The organism is Streptomyces sp. NPDC002490, assembly GCF_040296045.1.
Classification (GTDB): Bacteria; Actinomycetota; Actinomycetes; order Streptomycetales; family Streptomycetaceae; genus Streptomyces.
Window position 1 is genome coordinate 105183 of record NZ_JBEOWM010000023.1, and the last position, 6011, is coordinate 111193.

8 protein-coding genes and 2 tRNA genes are annotated in these 6011 nt (G+C 73.8%); 3 read left to right on the forward strand and 7 right to left on the reverse strand.

Going from position 1 to position 6011, the window contains the following annotated elements; translation table 11 throughout:
• Positions 1-114 precede the first annotated feature (114 nt).
• A complete protein-coding gene (locus ABT092_RS17155; RefSeq protein WP_351244555.1) occupies positions 115-1155 on the forward strand; it encodes an adenosine deaminase in 1041 nt (346 codons plus the stop codon).
• An 18-nt stretch (positions 1156-1173) separates the two neighbouring features.
• On the opposite strand, the gene ABT092_RS17160 is transcribed toward ABT092_RS17155, so the two are convergent.
• Positions 1174-1791 (reverse strand): TetR/AcrR family transcriptional regulator, encoded by a 618-nt coding sequence (locus ABT092_RS17160; RefSeq protein ID WP_351244557.1) that lies wholly within the window; start codon positions 1789-1791, stop codon positions 1174-1176.
• Positions 1792-1871: 80 nt separating this feature from the next.
• Between ABT092_RS17160 and ABT092_RS17165 the strand changes: the two genes are divergently transcribed.
• Entirely contained in the window at positions 1872-2519 is a 648-nt protein-coding gene (locus ABT092_RS17165; protein WP_351244575.1) for an NAD(P)-dependent oxidoreductase, read from the forward strand.
• A gap of 19 nt (positions 2520-2538) precedes the next feature.
• Positions 2539-3078, forward strand: coding sequence for a GNAT family N-acetyltransferase (locus tag ABT092_RS17170; RefSeq protein WP_351244559.1), 540 nt, complete (start codon positions 2539-2541; stop codon positions 3076-3078).
• 13 nt (positions 3079-3091) lie between these two features.
• Here the strand turns inward: ABT092_RS17170 and ABT092_RS17175 are convergent, their stop codons facing one another.
• The 6 genes from ABT092_RS17175 to ABT092_RS17200 all read right to left on the reverse strand — a co-directional run bounded on the left by ABT092_RS17175 (position 3092) and on the right by ABT092_RS17200 (position 5804).
• Entirely contained in the window at positions 3092-4147 is a 1056-nt protein-coding gene (locus ABT092_RS17175) for a UDP-N-acetylmuramate dehydrogenase (RefSeq protein WP_351244561.1), read from the reverse strand.
• Between the two features lie 188 nt (positions 4148-4335).
• Complete coding sequence (locus ABT092_RS17180) at positions 4336-4776, reverse strand: MaoC family dehydratase (protein WP_351244563.1); 441 nt, start codon at positions 4774-4776, stop codon at positions 4336-4338.
• 2 nt (positions 4777-4778) lie between these two features.
• Positions 4779-5231, reverse strand: coding sequence for an FAS1-like dehydratase domain-containing protein (locus ABT092_RS17185; protein ID WP_351244565.1), 453 nt, complete (start codon positions 5229-5231; stop codon positions 4779-4781).
• A 123-nt stretch (positions 5232-5354) separates the two neighbouring features.
• Positions 5355-5519, reverse strand: coding sequence for a 50S ribosomal protein L33 (gene rpmG / locus ABT092_RS17190; RefSeq protein WP_003948671.1), 165 nt, complete (start codon positions 5517-5519; stop codon positions 5355-5357).
• 90 nt (positions 5520-5609) lie between these two features.
• Positions 5610-5682: transfer RNA gene (locus ABT092_RS17195), tRNA-Met, on the reverse strand.
• 49 nt (positions 5683-5731) lie between these two features.
• Positions 5732-5804: transfer RNA gene (locus tag ABT092_RS17200), tRNA-Thr, on the reverse strand.
• Positions 5805-6011: the final 207 nt, after the last annotated feature.

Consider the following 6011-nt stretch of genomic DNA (forward strand, 5'->3'; position numbering starts at 1 on the left):
GTGCGTCACATCGGAGCGGGCTCCCCCTGGTGGGAGCCCGCTCCTTCGTTCGGGCAAGGACCCGAACGGGGAAAGCCGGTACCGGCGGGGCGTCCGGTGCGGCAGGATCCTGGGATGGAGCACGTTCGAGACCTCGGCACCCTGCCGAAGGCGCATCTGCATCTGCACTTCACGGGCTCGATGCGGCCCGCCACCCTGTTGGAACTGGCGGACAAGCACGGGGTGCACCTGCCCCCCGCGCTGACCGGGGCCGAACCCCCGGTGCTGCGCGCCACGGACGAGCGCGGCTGGTTCCGCTTCCAGCGGCTGTACGACATGGCCCGGTCCTGCCTGCGCGATCCGGAGGACATCCAGCGGCTGGTGCGGGAGGCCGCCGAGGAGGACCTGCGCGCGGGCTCCGGCTGGCTGGAGATCCAGGTCGACCCGACCTCGTACGCGCCCCGGCTGGGCGGGCTGATCCCCGCGCTGGAGATCATCCTGGACGCGGTGGACACCGCCGCGCGGGACACCGGGCTCGGGATGCGGGTGCTGGTCGCCGCCAACCGGATGAAGCACCCCCTGGACGCCCGCACCCTGGCCCGGCTCGCGGTGCGCTACGCGGACCGGGGCGTCGTCGGCTTCGGGCTCTCCAACGACGAGCGGCGGGGCATGGCCAGGGACTTCGACCGGGCGTTCGCCATCGCCCGCGAGGGCGGCCTGCTGTCCGCGCCGCACGGCGGGGAGCTGACCGGTCCGGCCTCGGTCCGGGACTGCCTGGACGACCTGCACGCGGACCGGGTGGGCCACGGGGTGCGGGCGGCGGAGGACCCCCGGCTGTTGAAGCGGCTCGCCGACCGGGGGGTGACCTGCGAGGTCTGCCCGACCTCGAACGTGGCGCTCGGGGTGTACGACAAGGCGGCGGACGTACCGTTGCGGACCATGTTCGACGCGGGGGTGCCGCTGGCGCTGGGCGCCGACGACCCGCTGTTGTTCGGGGCGCGGCTCACCGAGCAGTACGAGGTCGCCCGGACCGTGCACGGGTTCTCCGATCCGGAGCTGGCGGAGCTGGCCCGGCAGTCGATCAGGGCCTCGGCGGCGCCCCGCGAGGAGCGGGAGCGCCTGCTGGGCGGCGTCGACGCCTGGCTGACCGCGCCGCCGGCCGCTCCGGTGTCCTGACCCGGGCCCCGGTCGGGCTCAGCGGAGTCCGGCGAGCAGGGTGCGGGCGGCGGACCGGGCGAATTCGTCCAGGGACTGCGGGGGCGTGCCGGACTCCGTGGCGTCGTAGACGAAGGCGCGCTGGCAGCAGGCGCCCATGAGGAGGGCCGCGGCGGAGTGGGGGTCGGCGTCCGGGTGGACGCGGCCGGCCCGCTGTTCGGCGCGGAGGTACTCGGCGAGTCCGTCGATGAGCAGGTGGGGTCCGGCACCGATCTGCCGCAGGGCGTCGTCGTGGCGCCGTTTGAGCCGCATCTCGGCGAAGAGGGAGACGCCGATCGGGAAGCTCTGCTCGTAGAAGAGGGCGGCGAGTCGGGCGATCTCGGTGAGGTTGTCCTCGACCTCACCGGTCCCCGGGTCGCCGACCAGTCGTTCCATCAGCGGGCCGAGCGGTGGCAGCCGCTCTTCGAGGACGGTGACGAACACCTCCTCCTTGTTGGTGAAGTACTTGTAGAGGGCCGCCTCGGAGCAGTCGGCGGTGCGGGCGATCTCCTTGGTGGTGGCGCGGCCGATGCCGACGGTCCGCATCAGTTCGTGCGCGGCGTCCAGGATGCGGGTGCGGGCGGGCGGTCGGTCGGGGACCGTTCGGTCGTTGGGCACGGGGGGGCTCCGCTTGACGGGTGGGTGCGGGAGTACCCACTCTAGGGGTGAGTGAATACTTACCCACCTTGGAGGGGCTGATGAGGATCACGGTGTTCGGCGCGACCGGCGGGGTCGGCCGGGAGATCGTCCGACAGGGCCTGGCCGCCGGCCACGAGGTGACCGCGGTGGTGCGGGACCCGGCCCGGCTCACGGTGACGGCGGCGCCCGGGGACCCCGGCACCCTGGAGGTGCTCGGCACCGACCTCACCGCCCCCGAGCAGGTGCGGGCCGCGGTCGCCGGGCGGGACGCGGTGCTCTCCGCGCTCGGCCCGCGCGACCGCAAGGACCCCGGGGTGACCGCCCGGCTCACCCGGGCGGTGCTGGCGGCGATGGCCGCCGAGGACGTCCGGCGGCTGCTGGTGGTCAGCGCCTCCCCGCTGGCCCCCACCCCGCCGGGCGAACCGCTGGTCGACCGGCTCATGGAAGCCGTGGTGAACGTGGTCTTCCGGGCGGCCTACGCCGACATGCGGGCGATGGAGGCGGCCCTGGCCGGGAGCAGGGCCGACTGGACCGCCGTCCGCCCGCCCCGGCTGCTGGACGGCCCGGGCACCGGCCGGTACCGCACCGTGGTCGGCGGGAGGCCGAAGTCCGGCCGGACCCTCAACCGGGCGGACGTGGCGCATGCCATGCTGGCCATGATCGACGACCGCGGGACGGTCCGGCAGGCGGTGGGCGTGGCGGACTGAACCACGGCGGAGGGGCCGGATGATCGCGTTCCGTCGGCTGGCCGAAGCCGACTTCCCGTTGCTGGGCGACCGGCTCGCCCGACCGCACGTGGCGCGCTGGTGGCACCACGACCCCTCGCCCGCGGCGGTGGCCCGGGACTTCGGTCCGGCGGCCCGCGGCGAGGAGCCCTCGCGCGACCTGCTCGCCCTCCTGGACGGCGAACCGGTGGGTCTGGTGCAGCGGGTGCGCCTCGCCGACTACCCCGACTACCGGGACGCCCTCGCCGCCCTGGTCGAGGTGCCCGCGGGCGCCCACACCGTCGACTACCTGATCGGCCCGGCCGAACGCACCGGGCAGGGGCTCGGCCCCCGGATGATCGCCGCGGCCCTCGCCGAGCTGTGGGCCGCCGACCGGGACGCCTCCTGCGTGATCGTCCCGGTGGTCGCTGCCAACCGCCGCTCCTGGCGGGCCCTGGAGCGCGCGGGCCTGCGCCGGGTGGGCAGCGGCCCGCTGGAGCCGGACCACCCGCAGGACGACCCGCTGCACCACCTCTACCGGACGGACCGCCCGAGGGTCTGAGTCCGGGCGCCGGTCAGAGGCGGACGCCCACCATCACGGGCTCGTTGACCAGGGTGACGCCGAACGCCTCCCGCACCCCGGCCACCACCTCGCGGGCCAGCGCCAGCAGGTCCTCCGTGGTGGCCGCGCCCCGGTTGGTGAGGGCCAGGGTGTGCTTGCCGGAGATCCGGGCGGGCCCGGTGCCGTACCCCTTGGCGAAGCCGGCGCGGTCGATCAGCCAGGCGGCCGAGGTCTTGGTCCGCCCCTCCCCCGCCGGGTAGGCGGGCGGGGCGGCGTCCGGGCCGAGGCGGGCGGCGACCCGCTCCCGGAAGGCGGCGAAGGCGGCGTCGGTGAGGATCGGGTTGGTGAAGAAGGACCCGGCGGACCAGGTGTCGTGGTCCTCGGGATCCAGCACCATGCCCTTGCCCGCACGCAGCTTGAGGACGGTCTCGCGGGCCCGCTCCAGCGGCACCCGGTCGCCCGCCCCGACGCCCAGCACCCGGGCAGTCTCGGCGTACCGGATCGGCGCCGACAGCCCGCCCGCGTCCTCCAGGGCGAACCGGACCCGCAGGACCACGTACCGGTCGGGGTCGTCCTTGAAGCGGCTGTGCCGGTAGGAGAAGGCGCACTCCGCACCGCTGAGGGTGACGGTCTCCCGGGCCCGGCGGTCGTAGGCGACGACCTCCTCGATGACGGAGGCCACCTCCTGGCCGTACGCGCCGACGTTCTGGATCGGGGTGGCGCCCGCGGAGCCGGGGATGCCGGCGAGGCACTCGATCCCGGCGAGCCCGGCGTCCACCACCCGGGCCACCGCGTCCGTCCAGACCTCGCCCGCGGCGAGCTCCAGCCGGGTGCCGTCGAGGTGGAACCCCCGGGTCCCCACCCGCAGGACGGTGCCCGCGAAGCCCGCGTCCCCGATCACCAGGTTGCTGCCGCCGCCGACGAGCAGCAGCGGGGTGCCCGAGTCGTCCGCGGCCCGGACCGCGTCGACGACCTCGGCGTCCGTGGTCGCGGTGATCAGCGTGGCGGCGGGCCCGCCGAGCCGGAAGGTGGTCAGCGGGGCGAGCGGGGCATCGTGGGTCTGGCGCACCCGACAAGACTACGGGGCGGGCCGGGAGCCCGACCGGCCCCGTGGTCCGGTGCTCGGGCCGCGTTCTCCGCCCGGTCCCGCGCGGCGGTGAGCGGGGAGGGGCTTCCCCGGACGTCGGCCCGGGCCGACGGACGGCAGTGGGCCGCCGGCCCGGCTCGGGACGGCGGCCCACGGGTGCCCTCGGGGGCTCAGCCCAGTTGCACGACCGCACGGGACATGCCGAGCACCTTCTGCCCAGCGGCGGTGGCCGTGAGGTCCACCCGGACCCGGCGCTCGTCCAGCTTGGCGCCGATCTTCGCGCTGACCTCGATGGTGGCGCCCTCGTCGTCGTCGGGGACGACGACCGGCTTGGTGAAGCGGACGCCGTACTCGACCACGGTGCCGGGGTCGCCGGTCCAGTCGGTGACCACCCGGATCGCCTCGGCCATGGTGAACATGCCGTGCGCGATCACGTCCGGCAGCCCGACCTCCTTGGCGAAGCGCTCGTTCCAGTGGATCGGGTTGAAGTCGCCGGAGGCGCCCGCGTACCGCACCAGTGCGGCGCGGGTCACCGGGAAGGTGGCCGCGGGGAGCTCGGTGCCCACCTCGACCTCGTCGTAGGAGGGCACCCTCGTGTTCTGCGTCGTCATCGTCACGCCTCCTCGGCCGCGCGGGCCACCAGCTTGGTCCAGGCGGTCACCACGTGCTCGCCGCTCTCGTCGTGGACCTCGCCCCGGACGTCCAGGATGTCGTTGCCGGCCATGGACTTGACGCCCTCGATGGTGCTGGTGACCGTCAACCGGTCGCCCGCCCGGACCGGACGGCGGTAGGCGAACCGCTGGTCCCCGTGGACGACCCGGCTGTAGTCGAGGCCCAGCTGCGGATCGGCGATGACCTCGCCCGCGGCCTTGAAGGTGATCGCGAAGACGAAGGTCGGCGGGGCGATCACGTCCGGGTGCCCCAGCGCCTTCGCGGCCTCGGGGTCGGTGTACACCGGGTTGGCGTCGCCGACGGCCTCGGCGAACTCCCGGATCTTCTCGCGGGCCACCTCGTACGGCTCGGTGGGCGGGTAGCTCCGCCCCACGAAGGACTGATCGAGCGCCATGGGCGCGGCACCTCCTGGTCTTCCGTCACACGGCCACGCGCGGACGTACGTGCTGGAGTACTGCGGAACAACGACGCGAGGCCGCCCCCGGAACGTGGGGACGGCCTCGCGTACGAGCCTGAATTATCGCGTTTCGCGGTGCGCGGTGTGCGCGTTGCAACGCGGGCAGTGCTTCTTCATCTCCAGTCGGTCCGGGTTGTTACGCCGGTTCTTCTTGGTGATGTAGTTCCGCTCCTTGCACTCCACGCAGGCCAGCGTGATCTTCGGGCGGACGTCGGTGGCAGCCACGTGAGTGCTCCTTGACGAACGGATGGAATGGTATTAACGCAAGAAAGAGTAGCCGATCGAAGGACCGACCCCGCAATCGGCTACTATCAGTAGCGGTGACCGGACTTGAACCGGTGACACAGCGATTATGAGCCGCTTGCTCTACCGACTGAGCTACACCGCTGTGATGCGTTGCAGCCCCCCGCCCGAGAGCGGGAGACCTCACACACCAGAGCCCCAAAACGGAATCGAACCGTTGACCTTCTCCTTACCATGGAGACGCTCTGCCGACTGAGCTATTGGGGCGAGCGAGGAAGACATTACACGCTCGCCCGCCGTTCCCCCAAATCCGTTCACCGGTGGCGCGCAAGGGCCCGCACGGCCGTTTCCCCCGTCGTGCGTCGGCCCCTCCGCCACCCGGTGCGCCGGGTGCCCGCCCGGCCCGGCCGGCCCGGCCCCACCGACGTCCCCGCTGGTCACGACCGCCCCGGGCGGGCGGCGGTGTTCCGGGCC